Annotated in this window: 16 protein-coding genes; 9 read left to right on the forward strand and 7 right to left on the reverse strand. The window is 59.7% G+C overall.

Translation table 11 applies throughout. From position 1 onward, the window contains the following. Positions 1 to 47: 47 nt before the first annotated feature. Positions 48 to 989 (reverse strand): CysB family HTH-type transcriptional regulator, encoded by a 942-nt coding sequence (locus ACSQ36_RS03670; RefSeq protein WP_213762452.1) that lies wholly within the window; start codon positions 987 to 989, stop codon positions 48 to 50. A 220-nt stretch (positions 990 to 1209) separates the two neighbouring features. Between ACSQ36_RS03670 and ACSQ36_RS03675 the strand changes: the two genes are divergently transcribed. The 6 genes from ACSQ36_RS03675 (at position 1210) to cobA (ending at position 7337) form a co-directional block, all read left to right on the forward strand. Beyond that, on the forward strand, positions 1210 to 2889 hold the full coding sequence (locus ACSQ36_RS03675) for a nitrite/sulfite reductase (RefSeq protein ID WP_436180942.1): 1680 nt from the start codon (positions 1210 to 1212) through the stop codon (positions 2887 to 2889). Positions 2890 to 2908: 19 nt separating this feature from the next. Continuing rightward, positions 2909 to 3448, forward strand: coding sequence for a DUF934 domain-containing protein (locus ACSQ36_RS03680; RefSeq protein ID WP_213762454.1), 540 nt, complete (start codon positions 2909 to 2911; stop codon positions 3446 to 3448). Further along, complete coding sequence (locus tag ACSQ36_RS03685; protein WP_436180943.1) at positions 3445 to 4176, forward strand: phosphoadenylyl-sulfate reductase; 732 nt, start codon at positions 3445 to 3447, stop codon at positions 4174 to 4176. The genes ACSQ36_RS03680 and ACSQ36_RS03685 overlap by 4 nt, the downstream gene beginning before the upstream one ends. 67 nt (positions 4177 to 4243) lie before the next feature. Beyond that, positions 4244 to 5206: a sulfate adenylyltransferase subunit CysD gene (cysD, locus tag ACSQ36_RS03690; RefSeq protein ID WP_436180944.1), complete on the forward strand. Its 963-nt coding sequence runs from the start codon at positions 4244 to 4246 to the stop codon at positions 5204 to 5206. A gap of 31 nt (positions 5207 to 5237) precedes the next feature. Then, positions 5238 to 6563 carry a sulfate adenylyltransferase subunit 1 gene (locus ACSQ36_RS03695; RefSeq protein ID WP_436183078.1) on the forward strand — a complete coding sequence of 442 codons (1326 nt, stop codon included), beginning with the start codon at positions 5238 to 5240 and terminating at the stop codon, positions 6561 to 6563. Between the two features lie 9 nt (positions 6564 to 6572). Next, on the forward strand, positions 6573 to 7337 hold the full coding sequence (gene cobA, locus ACSQ36_RS03700; protein WP_436180945.1) for a uroporphyrinogen-III C-methyltransferase: 765 nt from the start codon (positions 6573 to 6575) through the stop codon (positions 7335 to 7337). A gap of 183 nt (positions 7338 to 7520) precedes the next feature. Here cobA and ACSQ36_RS03705 read toward each other — a convergent pair whose 3' ends face one another. The 5 genes from ACSQ36_RS03705 to lptF form a co-directional block, all read right to left on the reverse strand. Further along, the gene (locus tag ACSQ36_RS03705; protein WP_436180946.1) at positions 7521 to 8825 is read right to left on the reverse strand and encodes a type II toxin-antitoxin system HipA family toxin; all 1305 of its coding nucleotides are present in this window, start codon (positions 8823 to 8825) and stop codon (positions 7521 to 7523) included. Beyond that, positions 8815 to 9156 (reverse strand): helix-turn-helix domain-containing protein, encoded by a 342-nt coding sequence (locus ACSQ36_RS03710; RefSeq protein WP_213762458.1) that lies wholly within the window; start codon positions 9154 to 9156, stop codon positions 8815 to 8817. The genes ACSQ36_RS03705 and ACSQ36_RS03710 overlap by 11 nt, the downstream gene beginning before the upstream one ends. 338 nt (positions 9157 to 9494) lie before the next feature. After that, entirely contained in the window at positions 9495 to 9863 is a 369-nt protein-coding gene (locus tag ACSQ36_RS03715) for a sirohydrochlorin chelatase (RefSeq protein WP_213762459.1), read from the reverse strand. Between the two features lie 53 nt (positions 9864 to 9916). Then, positions 9917 to 11065, reverse strand: coding sequence for an LPS export ABC transporter permease LptG (lptG, locus tag ACSQ36_RS03720; protein ID WP_213762460.1), 1149 nt, complete (start codon positions 11063 to 11065; stop codon positions 9917 to 9919). Positions 11066 to 11069: 4 nt separating this feature from the next. Beyond that, positions 11070 to 12167, reverse strand: a complete 1098-nt coding sequence (gene lptF, locus ACSQ36_RS03725; protein WP_436180947.1) for an LPS export ABC transporter permease LptF — start codon at positions 12165 to 12167, stop codon at positions 11070 to 11072. A gap of 228 nt (positions 12168 to 12395) precedes the next feature. Here lptF and ACSQ36_RS03730 point away from each other — a divergent pair, with 228 nt between their 5' ends. From ACSQ36_RS03730 to ACSQ36_RS03740, 3 genes are all read left to right on the forward strand, one after another. After that, positions 12396 to 13907: a leucyl aminopeptidase gene (locus ACSQ36_RS03730; RefSeq protein WP_436180948.1), complete on the forward strand. Its 1512-nt coding sequence runs from the start codon at positions 12396 to 12398 to the stop codon at positions 13905 to 13907. Positions 13908 to 13944: 37 nt separating this feature from the next. Beyond that, entirely contained in the window at positions 13945 to 14370 is a 426-nt protein-coding gene (locus ACSQ36_RS03735) for a DNA polymerase III subunit chi (RefSeq protein ID WP_436180949.1), read from the forward strand. A 132-nt stretch (positions 14371 to 14502) separates the two neighbouring features. Further along, complete coding sequence (locus ACSQ36_RS03740) at positions 14503 to 14916, forward strand: DUF2486 family protein (protein WP_436180950.1); 414 nt, start codon at positions 14503 to 14505, stop codon at positions 14914 to 14916. Positions 14917 to 15074: 158 nt separating this feature from the next. Here ACSQ36_RS03740 and ilvD read toward each other — a convergent pair whose 3' ends face one another. Continuing rightward, entirely contained in the window at positions 15075 to 16748 is a 1674-nt protein-coding gene (gene ilvD, locus ACSQ36_RS03745) for a dihydroxy-acid dehydratase (RefSeq protein WP_436180951.1), read from the reverse strand. Between the last annotated feature and the right edge of the window lie 49 nt (positions 16749 to 16797).

The following is a 16797-nucleotide window of genomic DNA, read 5'->3' on the forward strand; positions in this document are numbered from 1 at the left end:
GACGCGAGCGTTGCCCGTGTCTTAGGTCGTGCTCGAACCCCGGTCAATCAAAGCTCGTAGGTTTCGTGCTCGCCGGACAGCGCCTGCTCGATCAGCTTGCGGTTCATCGAAGGCGAGAGCAGTTCGACCAGCGTGTACACATAGCTGCGTAAATACGCGCCTTGTTTCAAAGCGAGCCGCGTGACATTCGTGCCGAACAGATGGCCGACGGGCATTGCGCGAAGGTGTTTGTCGCGTTCGGGGTTAAACGCGATATCCGCGAGAATGCCCACGCCCAGGCCCAGCTCGACGTAAGTCTTGATCACATCGGAATCAATGGCTTCCAGCACGATATCGGGCGACAGGTTGCGCAATGCGAACGCCTGGTTGATCTTCGAGCGGCCGGCGAACGCGTTGTCGTAGGTGATGATCGGGTATTGCGCGAGGTCGTCGAGCGTCAGCAGCTTGCGCTCGAGCAGCGGATGGTCCGGCATCATCACGGCCACGTGGTGCCACTGGAAACACGGCAGCGACACCAGTTCCTTATAGTTGGCGAGCGCTTCCGTGGCGATGGCGATATCCGCCTGATCATGTATGACCATTTCGGCGACCTGTGTCGGGTTGCCTTGCAGAATCGAAAGATGCACCTTCGGAAAGCGCTTCTTGAACTCCGCGATGGCGTTCGGCAGCGAATACCGCGCCTGCGTATGCGTGGCCGCGATCACCAGATTGCCCTGATCCTGTGCCGCGTAATCTTTACCGACACGTTTCAGGCTTTCCACTTCCTGCAAGATTTTTTCCACCGATGCCAGGATAATTCGCCCTGGTTCCGTCAGCGAACGAACCCGTTTGCCATGACGCGTGAAGATCTCGACCCCGAGTTCATCCTCCAGCTCGATGATCGCTTTCGATACCCCCGGCTGCGACGTGAACAGCGCTTTAGCGGCTTCGGTGAGGTTGTAGTTCTGCCGGACGGCTTCGCGCACGAAGCGGAACTGGTGCAGATTCATATATAACCCATCCGCATATCAAAGTAATTTATCAGTCGTTTGCAATATATAGGAAGTTTATTACCATCGAGCCAATTTTTCCAATATCGATATCTGTATTTGTCATAAGCAAATGAACGCATCGTCCGAACGGCGTTCCAGGCAATGACTCTACTTATAGAGACGTGCGGCGTGGCTAGGACGCCGTACTGACGGAACTACTGAAAACTGGGGCCCCCGAATGTATCAATACGATCAGATCGACCAGAAAATCGTCGACGAACGCGTCGCTCAATACAGCGACCAAGTGCGCCGCCGTTTGTCCGGCGAGTTGAGCGAAGAAGAATTCCGGCCGCTGCGTCTGCAGAACGGCCTGTACATGCAGCGGCACGCGTACATGCACCGTATCGCGATTCCGTACGGCAACTTGCGCAGCGACCAGATGCGCATGCTCGGCACGATCGCGCGTGAACACGACCGCGGTTATGGCCACTTTTCGACACGGACCAACATCCAGTTCAACTGGATCCAGCTCGAAGAAACGCCGGAAATCTTGCGCAAACTGGCGTCGGTGCAAATGCACGGCATTCAAACGTCAGGCAATTGCATCCGCAATATCACCGCCGATCAATTCGCAGGCGTCGCGCCCGATGAAATCGTCGATCCGCGTCCGTGGGCTGAAATCCTGCGCCAATGGTCGACTTTCCACCCTGAGTTCGCGTGGCTGCCGCGCAAGTTCAAGATCGCGGTCAATGGCTCGGTGGAAGATCGCGCAGCCGTGCAAGTGCATGATCTGGGCGTCTACTTGAAGAAGAACGCTGCGGGCGAAGTGGTGGCGAGCATCCTCGCGGGCGGCGGCTTGGGTCGTACGCCTATCGTCGGCGCGATCATCAAGGAAGACCTGCCCTGGCAGCATCTGCTGACGTATTGCGAAGCCGTGTTGCGTGTGTATAACCGCTACGGCCGTCGCGACAATATATATAAGGCGCGGATCAAGATTCTCGTGAAGGCGCTGAGCCCCGCGAAATTCGCGCAGCAAGTGGAGGAAGAGTGGGCGCATTTGAAGGACGGTCCTTCCACGCTCACGCAAGAAGAACTCACGCGCGTGTCGCAGTTCTTCGCACCGCCCGCGTATGAAAAGCTGCCGGATACGGATGTGTCGTATGAAAAGCATCTCATCGACAGCAAGCCGTTCGCGCGCTGGATCGAGCGCAACGTGCGGCCGCACAAGGTGGCGGGTTATGCGTCGGTGACGTTGTCGCTGAAGCCGACCGGCATTGCGCCGGGCGATGCAACGGACAAGCAGATGGAAGCCGTCGCCGATCTCGCCGATGAATTCTCGTTCGGCGAAATCCGCGTCTCGCATGAGCAGAACCTGATCCTGGCAAACGTGAAGAAACGCGATCTGTTCGCGGTGTGGGAACGCGCGAAAGCGCTGGGTTTCGCGACATCGAATATTGGTTTGCTGACCGACATCATTGCGTGCCCCGGCGGCGATTTCTGCTCGCTCGCGAACGCGAAGTCGATCCCGATTGCGCAAGCGATTCAAGAGCGTTTCAGCGATCTCGACTACGTGTACGACCTCGGCGACCTGACGCTCAACATCTCGGGTTGTATCAACGCGTGCGGTCATCATCACATTGGCAACATCGGTGTGCTCGGTGTCGATAAAGACGGCTCGGAGTGGTATCAGGTCACGCTCGGCGGCGAGCAAAGCTCGGGCGCAACGGGCGCGCATCTTGGCCGCGTGATCGGCCCGTCGTTTTCGGCGGAAGAGATGCCCGAGGTCGTGTCGCAAGTGATCGATACGTTCGTTGAGAATCGCATTGAAGGCGAGCGTTTCATCGAGACGTATGGCCGTATCGGCATCGCGCCGTTCAAGGAACGCGTGTACGCGTCGCGCCAGCCGGCACATGCTTGAAACGCTAAGGAATAAGCACATGGCTTTGATAATCAAGAACCGCGAAGTGGTTGAAGACGACTGGAACGTGGTGCGTGCGGCTGAAGATGGCACGCTGCCCGCAGTCGATGCGTTGTTGCCCGGCAAAGTAATTGTGCCGTTCACGTGGTGGAAAGAGCATAAGAACGCGTTGACCGCGGCGCACAAGAAGGAACCGATCGGCGTGTGGCTCGCCCCCGACGATGAACCCGCGGAACTGGTCGAAGACTTCGACAAGATCGCGCTGATCGCCGTCGATTTCCCCAAGTTCAGCGATGGCCGTGGTTTCAGCATAGGCCGCTTGCTGCGCGAGCGTTATCACTGGACCGGCGAGTTGCGGGCTATTGGCGACGTGTTGCGCGATCAGTTGCGCTTCCACGCGCGTTGCGGTTTCGACGCCTTCGCCGTTCGTGCCGATAAAGACATTCACGACGCATTGAACGCGTTCGGTGAATTGAGCATCCCGTACCAGAGCGCTGTGGACAATCCGGAACCGCTGTTCCGCCGTCGTGGCAAAGCTGCCGCCGGAGCGTCTGCATGAATGCCGAACTGCAAGCCAAAGCCGGTCGTCTTGATGCGCGGCTCGATTCCATCGCGCAACGTCATGCGAACGTCAAGCTAGCCAGCAGTCTCGCCGCCGAAGACATGTTGCTCACGCACGCCATTCTTTCGCGCGGCGTAAAGATCGGCATTTTCTCGCTGAACACCGGTCGTCTGCATGCTGAAACGCTGGGCATGATTGATCGCGTGAAAGAGCGGTATGGATACGACATTGAACAGTTTTATCCGCTGCCGGAAGCGGTTGAAGAGTATGTGCGTGACCACGGTTTGAACGCCTTCTACGAGAGCGTCGATCTGCGTAAAAGCTGTTGCGGAATTCGTAAGGTCGAGCCGTTGAATCGCGCGCTGAAGGATGTGAGCGCGTGGGTCACGGGACAGCGGCGCGAGCAATCGGTAACGCGCGTAGAGTTGCATGAGGAAGAGCACGACGCGCCGCGCGATATCGCGAAGTTCAATCCGCTCGCGGACTGGACCGAAGCCGATGTCTGGGCTTATTTGAAGGCCTTCGATGTCCCCGTCAACCCGCTGCATGCGCGCGGTTATCCGAGCATTGGCTGTGAGCCGTGCACGCGCGCTATCCGTCCGGGCGAAGACAGCCGGGCAGGACGCTGGTGGTGGGAATCGCGGGACACGAAGGAATGCGGCTTGCACGTGACGAATATAAGGATCGTGGAAGACCGCAGCGCAGCGCCAACCTCGGCGCTCTGAACGCATTGATATTGACGCACGACGCCACAAGTTTGGTGTCATGCAAAGCAACCAAGGAACGACGCATATGAGCAGCACGCTCGATTCAACACTCAACGCTCCCATCGCGAATCGCGGGACCCGGATGGATCATCTTGACTGGCTCGAAGCCGAGTCCATTCACATCCTGCGCGAACTCGTGGCCGAGTGCAGCAAGCCCGCGTTGCTGTTCTCCGGCGGCAAGGATTCGGTCGTTGTGCTGCATCTTGCGTTGAAGGCATTTGGCCTGGGCTCGGGTCGCAAGACCGTGCTGCCGTTCCCGCTGGTTCATATCGATACCGGTCATAACTTTAGCGAAGTCATCGACTTCCGCGATCGTCGCGCCGCTGAAATTGGTGCGGAACTCGTGGTTGGTCATGTCGAAGATTCGATCAAGAAAGGCACCGTGCGTCTGCGTCGCGAAACGGATTCGCGTAACGCCGCGCAAGCGGTGACGTTGCTCGAAACCATCGAGGAATACGGTTATACGGCGCTGATCGGCGGCGCGCGTCGTGATGAAGAAAAGGCCCGCGCGAAAGAGCGCATCTTCTCTTTCCGCGATGAATTCGGCCAGTGGGACCCGAAAGCGCAACGCCCGGAATTGTGGAGCATCTACAACGCGCGTTTGCATAACGGCGAGCACTTGCGCGTGTTCCCCATTTCGAACTGGACCGAACTGGATATCTGGCAATACATCGGGCGCGAGAAGCTTGAGCTGCCGTCCATTTACTATGCGCACGATCGCGAAATTATTCGCCGCAATGGCTTGCTCGTGCCGCTGACGCCGATCACGCCGCTGCTGGAAGGCGAAGTGTCCGAAGTCGCGCAAGTGCGTTTCCGTACCGTCGGTGACATCAGTTGCACGTGCCCCGTTGCCAGCGATGCCGACGACGTCGAGAAGATCATCGCGGAAACCGCCGTGACGGAAATCACGGAACGCGGCGCCACGCGCATGGACGATCAAGCGTCCGAAGCCGCCATGGAAACCCGTAAGAAACAAGGTTATTTCTAAGCATCACGCCGCAAACAAGGAACAGGGAAACATCATGAGTATTCATCAACCCGAAGACCTCGGCGTGTTGCGTTTCATCACGGCAGGCAGCGTTGACGACGGCAAGAGCACGCTGATCGGCCGCCTGCTGTTCGACAGCAAAGCGGTGTTGTCGGATCAGTTGTCGGCGTTGTCGCGGGCGAAGAACAAGCGCACCGTTGGTGACGAAATCGATCTGTCGCTGCTGACTGATGGTCTTGAAGCCGAGCGTGAGCAGGGCATTACGATCGACGTCGCGTATCGTTATTTCGCCACGGCCAAGCGCAAATTCATCATCGCCGATACCCCCGGCCACGAGCAGTACACGCGCAACATGGTGACGGGCGCATCGACCGCGCATGCCGCGATCATTCTGGTGGATGCCACGCGCGTGACGTTGCAGGATGGCGTAGCGCAACTGCTGCCGCAGACAGTGCGCCATAGCGCGATCGTCAAATTGCTTGGGCTGCAGCATGTGATCGTCGCGATCAACAAGATGGATTTGATCGAGTTCAGTGAGACGCGTTTCAACGAGATCCGCGACGCGTACGTTGAACTCGCACGTCGGCTTGGAATTGCCGATGTGCGCTTCGTGCCGGTGTCGGCGCTCAAGGGTGACAACATCGTGACCGCCAGCGAGCGCATGCCGTGGTATGCGGGCGAACCGCTGCTCGATCTGCTTGAAGCGCTGCCGGTTACGCAGCCTGTGGATCAAGCGCTGCGTTTCCCGGTGCAATGGGTCGCACGGCAGGACGGCAGTCAGGCCGACGATTTCCGCGGTTACATGGGCCGGGTGGAATCGGGCGAAGTGAAACTGGGCGACACCATCACCGTGTTGCCGGCCAATCGCGATGCAACCGTTGCCGAGATCATCGCACCGGTTCCGGGCGGCGTGGCGCAAGTGGATCGCGCGTTCGCGGGCCAGACGGTGACCATTCGCCTGGCGGAAGATGTCGACGTCTCGCGTGGCGATACGTTCGTGCCGCGCAACACGAGCGGCGCCAAGATCGAGCCGGCGAAGAAGCTGGACGCTGACCTCTGCTGGTTCGACGAGGAGCCGCTTTCACCGCAACGCAAGTACTTGCTGAAGCAGACCACGAACACGGTGTTCGCGCGGATTGGTGCAATCAAGGAAGTGCTCGACGTGCATACGCTGCTGCATTCGGTGGACCGCCATAACCTGACGATGAACGACATCGGCCGCGTGGCGCTGACGCTTCAAAAGCCGATCGTCTGCGATGCTTACGACACGCATCAGGGCACGGGCGCGTTTGTTCTTATCGATGAAGCGACGCATCACACGGTTGCGGCCGGGATGATTCGCTCGTATTCAGCCTGAGAATCGACTATGGGTAAGGTGTATTTGATCGGAGCGGGGCCGGGTGCTGCGGACCTGATTACGGTTCGGGGCGCCCGGTTGTTGAGCCAGGCGCAGGTCGTTCTGCACGACGCGTTGATCGAGCCGGCCATGCTCGACTACGCGCCGGACGCGCGCAAGATTGCGGTGGGCAAGCGCTGCGGACAGCGTTCAACGGCGCAGCATTTCATCAACAAGCAGATCGTCGATGCCGCCCGCGAACACGAGATCGTCGTGCGCCTGAAGGGTGGCGATCCCATGCTGTTCGGCCGCGCCGACGAAGAAATGCGCGCGCTCGAAGCAGCGGGTATTGAGTACGAAGTGGTGCCGGGGATCACGGCCGCGCTGGCAAGCGCCGCGACGTTGAAGCGTTCGCTGACCTTGCGCGGGGTGTCGCGTAGCGTTGCTCTGGCAACGTACAGCCGTGCCCCTGACAGCGATGAAATCCGCGAGCAGGCCAGCGCGGATTCGCTCGTGTTCTACATGGGCCGTGACAGCGCGCCGGAGATTGCGCAGCAACTGATTGATGCAGGGCGGTCGGCGTCGACGCCGGTTGCCATCGTCGAGGCTTGCAGTACGCCGCGCGAACGTTCGCTGACGCTGACGCTGGGCGAAATGGCGATTGGGGAAGCGCAGAATTGGCTCGATGCATCGCAGCCGAGTTTGCTGATGATCGGTGAGGCATTTGCAGATCGGTCGGTTATGGTAGTACCGGTCCAAAACGCGGAAGCGGCATTGCAACAGGCTGCTGCTTGATTGAGGCCGCAGGCGGGCGACGCGGTGAAACCGCGCTGCCTTGGCGAGCTTTAGACTGCTTGTGATTCGTCGTCTGAAAAGCCCCGTGGGTCACTGACCCACGGGGCTTTTTTCACCTGCGCCGGTTTCCTGATGCCTGCGCAATTGCGTGCTTCAACGACCCGTTTCGCGAGCGTTGAAGCACTACGCTTTCTCCACTTCACGCAGCCCAATGGCCTGCGGCTTGCGGAATGCAGAGGAGATTTTGTTGCACTCGGTTCGGGGAACACCGAACTCCTCGAAATAAGTCCGCCACTCTCTCACAACAGTCGACAAACGTTGGATGATTTCAACGGCCGCGTGTTTGAGCAGACCGAATCGGCCCGCCGCGGAGAGGGCGTTGTCGAGCGTCGCCAGCCGGCCCATTGCCGGACCTACGCCCAGTACGAGGAAACGCTCGGAGCCGACCTGCGGCTTCGGCACGACGTCGTAAAGGTCGCTCAGGCGCCAGCCCTTGTTTGCTCCGTCCCACACGAACGCATGATTGCGAAGATGGTCATCGTCGTTCGTCACGAGGATGTTGAACACCATTCGCTTGAACAACTCGATCTTGTCGGCCGCGACAAAGCCCGTGGCGCCGCGTTCACCGAGCAGGTCCGCCAGGTCCGTGTAATTAGCCGATGCGGTATCGCTTTCATGCATCTTGAGCATGGTCAGCGCGCTCACGACGTGGCGTTTGCCGAACGTACCGCCGGGCAACGGCACGCGGTCAAATCGTTCGATCAGCATGACATCGCGCCCGTCGGCCAAGTGAATGGGCCTGGTTGCGGGAACGCGCATACCGCACTCGCGGGCGAGTTCAAGCGTTGCACGCTCCACGACGGGAACGTTGAAACCGTCCCGGGCGACAGGAAATTTGGCGACCCATTGCCGGCCATCGTCCAGCAACACGGCTTTGGGTCGCGCGCCGCCGAAAGTTGCGCCAACGCTAAAGAGTAACTGCAGCTTTTTCGGAACCGGCTTGCCGTCCTGGATCATGGCTGCAGCGTCGAGCAGATAAGAAAGCTCTTTTGCATCCGGCAACTTGCCGGGTTCTGCAGGTGCGGTGGGGGAGTCCCTGAAATCCAGCGCGCCAGTCCGGTGGGGGCCGGCATGAGCCAGATATTCAGTCTCGGGCAAACCGTCGGGCGCCGCCCTCAACATATTCTCAATCACGCGCCGTCCCCAGGAATCCGGAGCCGCGTCACGGATTGCGCCAAACAGCGCCAGTCCTGCGGGGGGCTGAAATACCGTTTCCTTGGACTTCTTCGCCTCGCTCAGAGGCATGCTGACCGGGTCCACGGCAGCGGCGTTCGCACGCTGTAAGTACTTGTTGCCGTAGACGAAGGTCGACCCGACGGGCTTGATACCTTCTTCGAGTAGTTCGAGCTTACCGGCAGGGACCGCCTCGGCCGCTCCTTCGAGGGCGATGAAGACGTATTTGCTCCAGGTTGTTGTATTAAAAATCATACTCGCCTGTCTTCGAAGCGGTCTTGCGTGGACGCACGCGAGATTCCGTCTTGCGCCGCGCTTCGCCGACCACGTCGTTTTGCGGATTCGCGAGCGGCTGGAGCAATCCGAGGAGGCCGGCACGTTCGAACGCGTGCAGCCACGACGAGAAACTGACCGAAACATCGCCATTTTCTATGCGTATCAGGGTGCTCGGGCTGATGTTGGCTCGTTCGGAAAAATCCTTCCGGGTCATGTTGCGTGCGATCCGGGCGGCGGCGACCGCGCGTCCAAGTCCCGTGGCCTGAAGCCCAAGTTCTGGCGAAGAAAAATCCTTGTTGTTGCGCTTCATTTTGTCGTATCTGACATATAAACCCACTTAATTGGTCAGTATAGACAAAATCCTAAGATCGTCAATATTTCTACATGCAAAAATGGTCATATCTGAAAAAATAAGTGGCTTAATTGATCAGATATGACCATTTTTGGCTGATTAGAACGCGTTTGATTGATGATCTGGCCCGCACCGGGTGTCCGTTGAAGCTCGCTCCGGCCCTCTTCGGCGCGCAGGCACAATGGCGTCGGCCAGGAAAATCCTTCGGACAGAACAATGCCCCGGAAGTCCATGACTCGCGGGGCATGTGGAAAACGGTCGTGCTTTCGCCAGCACGCTAGTGAGGGGCGATAAACCTACTCAATCTGCCGAACGCAATATTGTGCGACCGCATCGAGCACCGAGTCGTCTTCACCCACCGCTGTTGCGCATTGGATGGTCAGCAATGGAAACATCGCGCGGCATCGATCGAGCAATTCAGGCAGGTCGCGCCGTATATGACCGCCTTGACCGAAGAACACGGGCACGACGGTGAGCGCGTCACACCCATCCGCCGCCAGGCGTTCGACAGCCGTGGGTAAATCGGGGGTCATCAGTTCAAGAAACGCCAGCGATACCGGCGCGCTGCGCATTGCGCGCAGCTTCGTGGCGAGCCGTTCGAAAGGCTCGGCCCAGCGTGGATCGCGTGCGCCGTGACCGAACAGGATCATGCCGTGCTTGCTCATCGCGTTCTCCCTCGTCTCAAAGCGCTGACGCCTGAAGCCCTAATGCTTGAAGCCTAATGCCGGTCCACCCACCGCAACCCGATCAAGCCGACGATCAGGTACGCCAGCGCCGGCGCTGCGGCCGTCAATGGCGCGGGCCAAGTGTTCAGCGTACCAATGTGTGAAAACAGCGTGTTGACCAGCTGGAAGCTCATGCCGATCATGATGCCGCCGAACACCTTCACACCGACCACGCCGGCGCGCGTATGCAGGTACGCAAACGGCAGGGACAGCACCAGCATCACCAGCACCGCGAGCGGATACAAGATCTTGCGCCAGAACGCGATCTGATACCGCTGCGTGTCCTGATGATTTTCCGTCAAATGCTGGATGTATCTGAAGAGGTTGAACATCGACATCCGGTCTGGCGACACCAGCAGCACCGACAAAATCTGCGGCGTGAGTTCAGAGCGCAGCGAATACTCGGGCAGGGTGATCTGTTTCGCGCGATACACGGGATTAAGCGCGTCGCCGGGGTTCACGGTTTGTGGCGGCGCGTCGATGAGTTCGGTATCCGTTACGTCGGTGAGCTTCCAGTGGCCCGGCGGCTGGAACACGCCACTTTTAGCGATGCGCACGTTCGTCAGCCGGAACAACGAATCGAATTCGTAGATGCGCACGTTCGCAATGGTCGTATCCGGATTCAGCGTGCCCACGTTCACAAAGCGGGTGACCTGTTCGCCGTCCGCGCGTGCGGTCAGCGTGTCTTTCACCCAGACGCCTGATTCGAAGTTCATCGACACCGACGAGCCCAGTGCTTCGAGCCGCACTTTCTCGGAGAGCTGGTCCGAGTAGGGGCCGACCACTTCGCCGATCACATACGTGAGCAGGACCATTGGTATGCCGATCTTGAGCAGCGAGCGCAGCGCCTTGCCGGTGGACAATCCGGATACGCGGAAGATGGTGAACTCGGACGCGGCGGCCATTTGCGCGAACACGTAGATGGCCGCAATCAGCGCGGCAACCGGGATGATTTCGTAGAAGCGCGAGGGCGTCTGCAAGCCCACTCGCAGCACGGCGAGCCCAAACTTGTAGTTGCCGTGGCCGACCGTGTTCAGCTCGTTGATCAAGTCGAAGAAGAAGAACAGGCCTGAGAACGCGAACAGGATGAAGATGAACGCGAGATAGATCTGACGCGCGAAATACCGTTCGTAAATGCGCATTGCGTCAGGCCCCTTTCGAGCGGGTAAACGCCGACAGCTTGAAGAGCGGCCGATTGCGTATGCGCAACCAGAAGATGAACCCGACCATGACCGAGACGATTATGTGCAGTCCCACCAGCCCGACAACAAACGACACCCGGCCTTGCTCGATCCACGACTGCACCACGTTCAGCAGGTTGGAATAAGTCAGATAGATCAGTACTGCCATGACGAGATTGATTGTTCGACTGCGTCGGGGGTTTTGGTAGGAGAGCGGAATGGCGAGCAGCATCAGGTTGATCGCGATCAGCGGCAGACCCGCGCGCCACGCGATTTCGGCAAGGTTGTCGCGGGTGGGATTGGCCAGCAGCTCGTTCGTATACATGCCGGTCGTGGTAGGCGTGTTCACGAATTGCTGGCTTTGAATTTTCACGCCGTAGCGCTCGAACTCCATGATCCGGAAGTTCGGCTGCCCCGGAATGCCGTCGTAGCGCCGGCCGTTTTCCAGCACCACGAAACGATCGCCATTGGCGTGCGTTTCGGTATGGCCGTTCTTCGATACCACCACGTTGACCTTGCCGCCTTCCGTGCTTGTCACGAACACGTTCTGCACATGCCCCTGATCCGGCGACATCTTCTCGATGAAAAACACGCGGTGGCTGGTTTGCGATTCACGGAACTGACCCGGTGCGAGCAGCGAGACTTCGTCGCGTTGCTGGAACCGTGCCTTGATGAGCTTGCTTTGCAAATTCGACCAGGGCCAGACCACGAACGCGAAAAATACGATGGCCAGGATGATGGGCGTGGAGAAGAGCGCGATTGGTTTGATCAGCGCCGTCTGACTGACGCCTGACGCGAGCCACACGACCATCTCCGAGTCGCGATACCAGCGCGTCAGCACGAAGAGGATGGACACGAACAGGGTCACGATCATGATCACGGCGAGATAGCCGATGACGGTAAGGCCGATCAGCACGACGACGTCGCGCGGATCGACTTGTCCCGATGCTGCAAAGCCGACGATGCGGATCATCATCGTGGTCAGCATGATCGTGAGCAGCACCATGAATACGGCGCCAGCCGTATACGCGAGTTCACGCTGAAGGGAGCGTTCGAAGATCATTGATTGTCAGGTGGAAACCGGCGGCGACCAGGCGGTTGGATTATGTGCGGGCCGCGCTTGGACCACGTTTGGACCACACGCCATGACAAACGTGCCGGATGAACGAGTCGACCGAGTCATGAGCGAGACATTCAATCCGGGTATCGCTGCCCGCGACCGCCTCGGAAAAAATAGCGGATAATTGCGGCTTTCTTCCTTCAGCCCAGATTTTATCCGAGGATAAGCGCGATGGACTTTAGCATAAAAGCCTGTGATTGGAGCAAAGGCTCGGCAAATGGTTTCCTTAACGGGAAGGCCGATGTAGTAGTGCTCGGAGTGTTCGAAGCGCAGACGTTGACGGGCGCAGCCCGCGAGATGGATTTGGTGACCAAGGGGCTGCTTACGCGCACGGTGAAAGCTGGTGACATGAGCGGCAAGGCCGGTTCCACGTTGATGCTGACCGAAGTGACGGGGCTTGGGGCGTCACGGATTTTGCTGGTCGGCCTCGGCAAGCAGGACGCTTTCAATCAGAAGGCTTACACGGAAGCCGCGCGCGCCGCATGGCGGGCGCTGCTTGCCACGAAGATCGCGAACGTGGCGTTCACGCTCGCCCAACTGCCGGTGCCCGAGCGCACCAGCGACTGGGGTGTGCGCTGCGCCATCCTCGCGCTGCGCGAGTTGACCTACAAGTTCACGCAGATGAAAAGCAAGCCGGAAAACGGCGATCGCGCGTTGAAGAAAGTGGTGTTCAGCATCGATGCCGCCGACGAAAAAGCTGCGAAGCTCGCGTTGAAACACGCCACGGCACTCGCCAACGGCATGGACCTGACGCGCGATCTCGGCAACTTGCCGCCGAACGTCTGCACGCCCACCTATCTCGGCCATACCGCGAAAAAGCTGGGCAAGGAATTCAAGCTGAAGGTGGAAGTGCTCGGCCAGAAGCAGATCGAAGCGCTGGGCATGGGTTCGTTCCTGTCGATCGCGAAAGGCTCGGTCGAACCGCCCGCGTTCATCGTGATGCATCACCAGGGCGCGGGTGCGAAGGCCGCGCCGGTCGTGCTGGTCGGCAAGGGCATCACGTTCGACACCGGCGGCATCTCCATCAAGCCCGGCGAAGGCATGGACGAGATGAAGTACGACATGCTCGGCGCTGGTTCGGTGTTCGGCACCATGCGCGCGATCGCGGAAATGGGGTTGAAGCTCAACGTGATCGGTGTGGTTCCGACCTGCGAGAACATGCCGGCCGGCAACGCGGTGAAGCCGGGTGACATTGTCACGTCCATGTCGGGCACGACTATCGAAGTGTTGAATACGGACGCGGAAGGCCGCCTGATTCTCTGCGACGCGCTGACCTACGTGGAACGCTTCAAACCCGCGGCAGTTATCGATATCGCCACGCTTACGGGCGCGTGCGTGGTGGCGCTTGGCCATCACAACACCGCTTTGTTCTCGAAGGACGACGCGCTGGCGGGCGAGTTGCTGGATGCATCGAAGGAAGCCATCGATCCGACCTGGCGCATGCCGCTCGACGACGAATACCAGGACCTGCTGAAATCGAATTTCGCCGATGTCGCGAACATTGGCGGACGGCCGGGCGGCGCGATTACCGCGGCGTGTTTCCTGTCGCGATTCGCGCAGAACTATCCTTGGGCTCACCTCGACATCGCGGGTACGGCGTGGAAAAGCGGCGCGGCAAAGGGCGCAACCGGTCGTCCGGTGCCCTTGCTCACGCAGTTCCTGGTCGATCGCGCGGGCCAATGAGCGTGGTTGAACCAAGCGTGAGCGGGGAGGCACAGCCATGACGCGTATCGATTTCCATTCGAATGTGGGGGATTCGATCGCGTACGCCTGCCGCCTCGTGCGCAAGGCTTACCTGAGCGGTCAGCCGTTGATCGTGCTGGCCGAACCCGAGCGGTTGAAGCGGTTCGACGAGCAATTGTGGACCTTCAAGCCGCTCGAGTTCGTGCCGCATTGCATGGCGGACAGCGCGCTGGCGGGGCAAACGCCGGTGTTGCTGACTGCGTCGCTGGAATCGCTGGGGCAGGATCTGCAGCAGCAGATCCTGCTGAACCTCGGCGCAACCGTACCGCCGCAGTTCGCGCGGTTTGAACGCCTGCTGGAAGTGGTCGGCAACGAGGAGCAGGAACTCGTGGCTGGGCGCGACCGGTATCGTTTCTATCGCGATCGGGGCTATGTGCTCAACAATTACAAGCAGGGCAGCTGAGCGTCTTACCCAATCGCTGCGTGCGCTGGCCGCGCGGTATGATCGCGAAAACGCGCGCCGTTACCGTTGTTAGCCCGCACCCGGCCTGCCATCAGGTTTCAACAGCCTGCCATCAAGAGACGGAGTCCACTCGTGCCCATCACCACCGCGCCCGATACGGCTGAAACACCCGAAAACTTCGATTCCTCCATTCCCGTGCTGACCGATGTCATCGTGCCGGGCCGGCCGGACCGTGCCCGTGTTGCACCGCGTGCGCCGGAGCCGGTGTTATCGCCGGCGGCTGTGCCATCGCACGAGGAGCTTGCACACGGCGCGGATCGTGACGCCGATGTGATCGCAGACAGGCTGCGCGGGCGCTTCACGCATTTTTTGACTGGCGATGGCCGGGCGTTGATCGAGGAACGCTGCAGGGAATCGTTGCAGGAGCATTCCACCTGGCTAGTCAGCCAGATTACGCGGGAGGTTGCGTTGGCGCTGGAAACCGAGTTGACGCAATGGGTGCGCGAGGCGGTGGCCGATGAACTGGAAAGGCGAGGGCGCAAGTAAGAAGGGGATTTCGGGGCGATTCTGGCTGCCGGAGCCGAGGCCGACCCAGCGCAGCGGCAATCCGGCATTTAACCCGGCATTAAATTCCCTGCCTACGCCGGCAGAACCTGAAACGGTCCGCCGGCGCGAGCGAAAAACAGCGAGCAATTACCCCGCAATCAACCCGTTACCGCGCCTTTGTTTGCCGGCAACGCGAGCGCAGCATACTTGGCCAGCACGCCACGCGTATAACGCGGCGCAGGCTGCGTCCACTCTCCGCGACGGCGCTCGATCTCGGCGTCATCCACGTTCAGTTGCAACAGCAGCTTGTGGGCATCGATGGTGATCGAATCGCCTTCCTTGATGAACGCGATCGTGCCGCCCGCATAGGCTTCCGGGGCAACGTGACCCACCACCATGCCCCACGTGCCGCCGGAGAAGCGTCCATCGGTAATCAGGCCCACCGATTCACCCAGCCCCTGGCCGATGATCGCCGAAGTAGGCGCCAGCATTTCCGGCATGCCCGGACCACCCTTCGGGCCGAGATAACGCAACACCACGATATCTCCCGCCTTGATCTGACCCGCGACAATCGCGGTCATCGCGCTTTGCTCGTCCTCGAACACGCGCGCAGGGCCGGTGATGACCGGGTTCTTCAGGCCGGTGATCTTCGCCACGGCGCCGTCCGGCGCCAGGTTGCCCTTCAGGATGGCGAGGTGGCCTTCGTCGTAGAGCGCCTTGTTGATCGGGAAAATCACGTCCTGGTCAGCGCGCGGCTTCGACGGCACGTCCTTCAGTTCTTCCGCGATGGTCTTGCCCGTGATCGTGATGCAATCGCCGTGCAGCATGCCCGCGTCGAGCAAGATCTTCAGCACCTGCGGAATACCGCCGGCCTTGTGCAGATCGGTCGCCACGTACTGACCCGACGGCTTCAGGTTGCAGATCACCGGCACTTTCTTGCGCATGCGCTCGAAGTCGTCGATGCTCCATTCCACTTCGGCCGCATGGGCGATAGCCAGGTAGTGCAACACCGCATTGGTCGAGCCGCCGGTCGCCATGATCAGCGCAACGGCGTTTTCGATCGATTTCTTCGTGATGATGTCGCGCGGCTTGAGATCGGCCTTGACCGCTTCGACCAGCACGCGCGCCGATTCCGCGGCGGACGTGACCTTTTCTTCGTCGGGGTTCGCCATGGTCGAGGAATACATCAGCGACATGCCGAGCGCCTCGAACGACGAGCTCATGGTGTTGGCCGTGTACATGCCACCGCACGAACCGCTCGACGGGCAGGCGTTTTTCTCGATGCCGTCGAAATCTTCCTTCGACATCCGCCCAGCCGAGAATTCGCCGACGGCTTCGAACGACGACACAATGGTCAAATCCTTGCCCTTCCAGTTGCCCGGACGGATCGTGCCGCCATACACGTAGATACCCGGTACGTTCATGCGGGCGAGGCCGATCATGCCGCCCGGCATGTTCTTGTCGCAGCCGCCGATTACAACCACGCCGTCCATCCACTGGCCTTGCACAGCCGTTTCAATACAATCGGCAATCACTTCGCGTGACACGAGCGAGTACTTCATGCCTTCGGTGCCCATCGACATGCCGTCCGAGATGGTGGGCGTGCCGAAGGTCTGCGGATTGGCGTCCGATTTACGAATCGATTCGACGGCGGCGTCCGCCAGCTTTTGCAGGCCGGAATTGCACGGCGTGATGGTGGAATGACCATTGGCGATGCCGATCATCGGCTTGTCGAAGTCTTCGTCCTTGTAACCGAGGGCGTAATACATCGAGCGATTCGGGGAACGCGCGATGCCTTGCGTGATGTTTTTCGAGCGGCGATTGAAGGCCATGTGGGGGCTCCTTGAGGATTTTATTGTCTGGTCGCGAAAGGATGAAGCT

Source organism: Caballeronia sp. LjRoot34 (assembly GCF_964253815.1).
Lineage (GTDB): Bacteria > Pseudomonadota > Gammaproteobacteria > Burkholderiales > Burkholderiaceae > Caballeronia.

Bases quoted from the DNA above. Each gene is read 5' to 3' on its own strand.
- ACSQ36_RS03670 (WP_213762452.1), bottom strand. From the start codon at position 989: ATGAATCTGCACCAGTTCCGCTTCGTGCGCGAAGCCGTCCGGCAGAAC.
- ACSQ36_RS03675 (WP_436180942.1), top strand. From the start codon at position 1,210: ATGTATCAATACGATCAGATCGACCAGAAAATCGTCGACGAACGCGTC.
- ACSQ36_RS03680 (WP_213762454.1), top strand. From the start codon at position 2,909: ATGGCTTTGATAATCAAGAACCGCGAAGTGGTTGAAGACGACTGGAAC.
- ACSQ36_RS03685 (WP_436180943.1), top strand. From the start codon at position 3,445: ATGAATGCCGAACTGCAAGCCAAAGCCGGTCGTCTTGATGCGCGGCTC.
- cysD (WP_436180944.1), top strand. From the start codon at position 4,244: ATGAGCAGCACGCTCGATTCAACACTCAACGCTCCCATCGCGAATCGC.
- cobA (WP_436180945.1), top strand. From the start codon at position 6,573: ATGGGTAAGGTGTATTTGATCGGAGCGGGGCCGGGTGCTGCGGACCTG.
- ACSQ36_RS03705 (WP_436180946.1), bottom strand. From the start codon at position 8,825: ATGATTTTTAATACAACAACCTGGAGCAAATACGTCTTCATCGCCCTC.
- ACSQ36_RS03710 (WP_213762458.1), bottom strand. From the start codon at position 9,156: ATGAAGCGCAACAACAAGGATTTTTCTTCGCCAGAACTTGGGCTTCAG.
- ACSQ36_RS03715 (WP_213762459.1), bottom strand. From the start codon at position 9,863: ATGAGCAAGCACGGCATGATCCTGTTCGGTCACGGCGCACGCGATCCA.
- lptG (WP_213762460.1), bottom strand. From the start codon at position 11,065: ATGCGCATTTACGAACGGTATTTCGCGCGTCAGATCTATCTCGCGTTC.
- lptF (WP_436180947.1), bottom strand. From the start codon at position 12,167: ATGATCTTCGAACGCTCCCTTCAGCGTGAACTCGCGTATACGGCTGGC.
- ACSQ36_RS03730 (WP_436180948.1), top strand. From the start codon at position 12,396: ATGGACTTTAGCATAAAAGCCTGTGATTGGAGCAAAGGCTCGGCAAAT.
- ACSQ36_RS03735 (WP_436180949.1), top strand. From the start codon at position 13,945: ATGACGCGTATCGATTTCCATTCGAATGTGGGGGATTCGATCGCGTAC.
- ilvD (WP_436180951.1), bottom strand. From the start codon at position 16,748: ATGGCCTTCAATCGCCGCTCGAAAAACATCACGCAAGGCATCGCGCGT.